At 37.7% G+C, this 2,993-nt stretch carries 3 protein-coding genes; 1 reads left to right on the top strand and 2 read right to left on the bottom strand.

What is annotated here, in order from left to right:
• A partial coding sequence (locus tag J7J01_06300) for a hypothetical protein (protein MCD6210487.1) occupies positions 1 to 568 on the top strand: 568 nt, incomplete at its 5' end.
• 65 nt (positions 569 to 633) lie between these two features.
• Here the strand turns inward: J7J01_06300 and J7J01_06295 are convergent.
• Together J7J01_06295 and J7J01_06290 are read right to left on the bottom strand one after the other, a co-directional pair.
• Positions 634 to 1,842, bottom strand: a complete 1,209-nt coding sequence (locus J7J01_06295) for an IS256 family transposase (protein MCD6210486.1) — start codon at positions 1,840 to 1,842, stop codon at positions 634 to 636.
• A 78-nt stretch (positions 1,843 to 1,920) separates the two neighbouring features.
• A partial coding sequence (locus J7J01_06290; protein MCD6210485.1) for an ATP-binding cassette domain-containing protein occupies positions 1,921 to 2,993 on the bottom strand: 1,073 nt, incomplete at its 5' end.

Here is a 2,993-nt window from a genome sequence, read left to right as displayed (position 1 = left end):
ATACAAAATAGTCCATGAGATTGCAGATTTTCCATCTATGCCATGGTGGGCAGAAAAAGCTGAGAGAGCCTGGTCAACGCTTTTAAATATGTTGCAAAGCGACAAATTAGAAGTAGCCCGTTTATCCGCAGTCTCATTATCAGTAATTCCACAAGCTAGAAAAAAGATTAAAGAGGTATGGATCGGTGATAAGTATTGGAAACTTGCACAAGACAAAAAGGATGTTTGGAGGCCGAGATACATAGAGGGTATGGCACAATGTCAATTAAAATGGGCAGAAAAGGGACAGGAATGGCTTGAAGCAATTAAGGAAACCAATACCGAGGAAGTTCAACGTGCTTGGTGTCGAGTGATTGAAGAAGCGGGTTACAATGAAGCTGAAGATCTGGATGCTCTTTTCAATTTGCTTCTCCATATTCTAGAATCTAAAGATACCTTTGCAAGGCCCATTCGATTTGCAGCGTTACGACGATTATATAAAATAGTCTCTGAGATAGAACCCGCGGAATTTGATGAGAAATCACTTAACTTGCCTTTATCTCGAAGGGGAACGACATCATTTTCATGATAAAGATAAATTCTTTCCAAATGTCAAGAAAAAGACAGCGGTAGTGTCCCCATATATGTGTAAATTTAAAAACTTGCAATGGGCTTACCCTCCCAATTTTCATTTTGCAACCTAAGTAAACTATATAAAATTCTAATACAAGATTCCTCAGTAGGAAATGTCTCCATTACCTTTACCCTTCTTTTTACCTCTTTAAAACCCCTCTCTATGATATTTGTTGTCCTTATATGCTTCCATCTTCTAAATGGGTGTTTCATATAAGCTATGCAGCTATCTAAGTCCTTTTTAATACAATCTACAAGCCTTGGGAATATATCTTTGTATTCCTTTATAAATGCCCTTGCATTTTCCCTTGCATCCCTCTCATTTAAAGCAAAGTATATCTTATGTATCTTTGCCTTTATAAGTGGCCATTCACTCCTTGGACACTTTGCCCTTAGGTTAGACATTTTGTGAAAGAGGCAGTGCTGGTGATCACTATAAGGGAATATGGTCTTTATAGCCCTAATCATGCCAGGACATCCCTCTGAGATGATTAGCTTAACAGCCCTTGGGTCTAGTCCTCTTCTTACTAAGTGGGTGAGAAAATCCTCCCATGCCTCTCTAGATTCCCTTCCTCCTGGCAAAAAACCCAAAAATTCCTTTTCTCCTGATTCTGTCATTCCTACTGCACACAAAATAGCTTCTCTACTTATAATCTTTCTTCTTATTTTTAAAAAAACGCCATCAATAAATAGAAAGCTAAATTTTTTCTTAATAGGCCTGTTAAGCCAGGCAGTAATCTCCCCCTTTATCGTTTTATTTAGCCTTGATGCCTCAGTCTTTGATATTCCATTTCCTGCAATAATTTTTGTTATTTTCTTTATTTTCCTGGTAGAAATGCCCAAGGTAAACATCTCTACAACTATTTTAGCTATTTTTGTCTTAAATGCCTTAAAACGCTCAATTACCTTAGGGACAAATCCCCCTTTTCTGCCCCTAGGGATATTTACATCCTCTATAAGTCCAAATGGGGTTAAGATGGTCTTATGTAGACTCCCATTCCTATAATCTTTTCTTCTATTAGTGCGTTCATAAGGTCTAGCACCTATGTACCTTAAAAATTCATCTTTAGCGTAGACTTCTAGCGTGGTTCTTACAAATTTTCTCACACCTTCCTCTATTGCATCTAAAAGTTCCTCTGCATTAGCAGTATTTTGTTTTTTAAACACATCTTTTATTATCTCTACCTTTACATCCTTAACTGTCTGTGATAAATTTTCTTTAGTTTGCATGGGCTTTTCCTCCTTTCTTTTTTTAAATTCATTTGTTATTAGGAGGATAAGCCCTCATAATTTTAATTGCAAGTGAATTTACACACAGCCTGGGACGGTACCCTCTAAATCTGTCCTTTCTTTTCCTTTGAATTGAATTTCATATAATCTTTGATAAAGCCCCGCTTTATCTAAAAGTTCCTCATGAGTTCCTTGTTCCACAATCTGGCCATCGCTTACTACTACAATCTTATCTGCTTTTCTGATGGTAGAAAGGCGATGGGCAATAATTAAGGCTGTGCGTTCCTTTAATAGATTCTCCATGGCTTTTTGTACTATCATTTCTGACTCTGTATCTAAAAAGGAAGTAGCTTCATCTAGGATTAAGATAGGGGCATTTTTTAAAATAGCTCTAGCAATACAAATTCGTTGTTGTTCGCCCCCAGAGAGTCTTACCCCGCGTTCACCGATGATAGTGTCAAATCCCTCTGGAAGTTTTTGAATAAAATCATAAGCATAGGCTGCCTTAGCGGCTGCTATAATCTCTTCTTCACTGGCATCCAAACGTCCATAATAAATGTTGCTCCTGATAGTGTCGTTAAAAAGCACCATTTCTTGACTGACAATGGCAATTTGTGCCCGCAGAGAATCTAGACTAACTTTTTGGGCATCATAACCGTCTATAATAATCTTGCCTTTTTTAAGCTCATAAAACCTGGGAAGAAGATGGACAATGGTGGTTTTCCCTGCGCCACTAGGACCAACTAAGGCCACTTTCTCTCCTTTTTTAATGGTTAAATTAATATTTTTTAATACCCAACTTTGTTCTTGGTCATATTTAAACCAAACATCTTCATAAATGATTGATTGGGAAAACCTAGGTAATCTAATACCCTCTGTTTTTTTGTGTTCTGAGTAAGTATCTAAAACCTCAAATACACGAATAGCAGCAGCTACACCTTGCTGAACAGTATTATGAACATTACTTAAACCCTTTATAGGCCGGTAAAGCATCATCACCGCGGCAATAAAAGAGAAAAAATTGCCTGGAGTAGAGACACCTTTTATCACCTGATAACCTCCATAGGCAATTACCGTGGCAATGCCAATACTTCCCAAAAATTCCATGAGAGGAGAAGTAACACCTCGCATCTTAACTGCCCGCATATACC

This window comes from Methanophagales archaeon (assembly GCA_021159465.1).
Classification (GTDB): Archaea; Halobacteriota; Syntropharchaeia; order Alkanophagales; family Methanospirareceae; genus G60ANME1.
Note: the sequence above shows the minus strand (reverse complement) of the source record. Positions and strands in the feature narration are given on the sequence as shown.

Excerpts from the sequence above, each read along its gene's own strand:
- J7J01_06295 (MCD6210486.1), bottom strand. The coding sequence starts at position 1,842 with ATGCAAACTAAAGAAAATTTATCACAGACAGTTAAGGATGTAAAGGTA.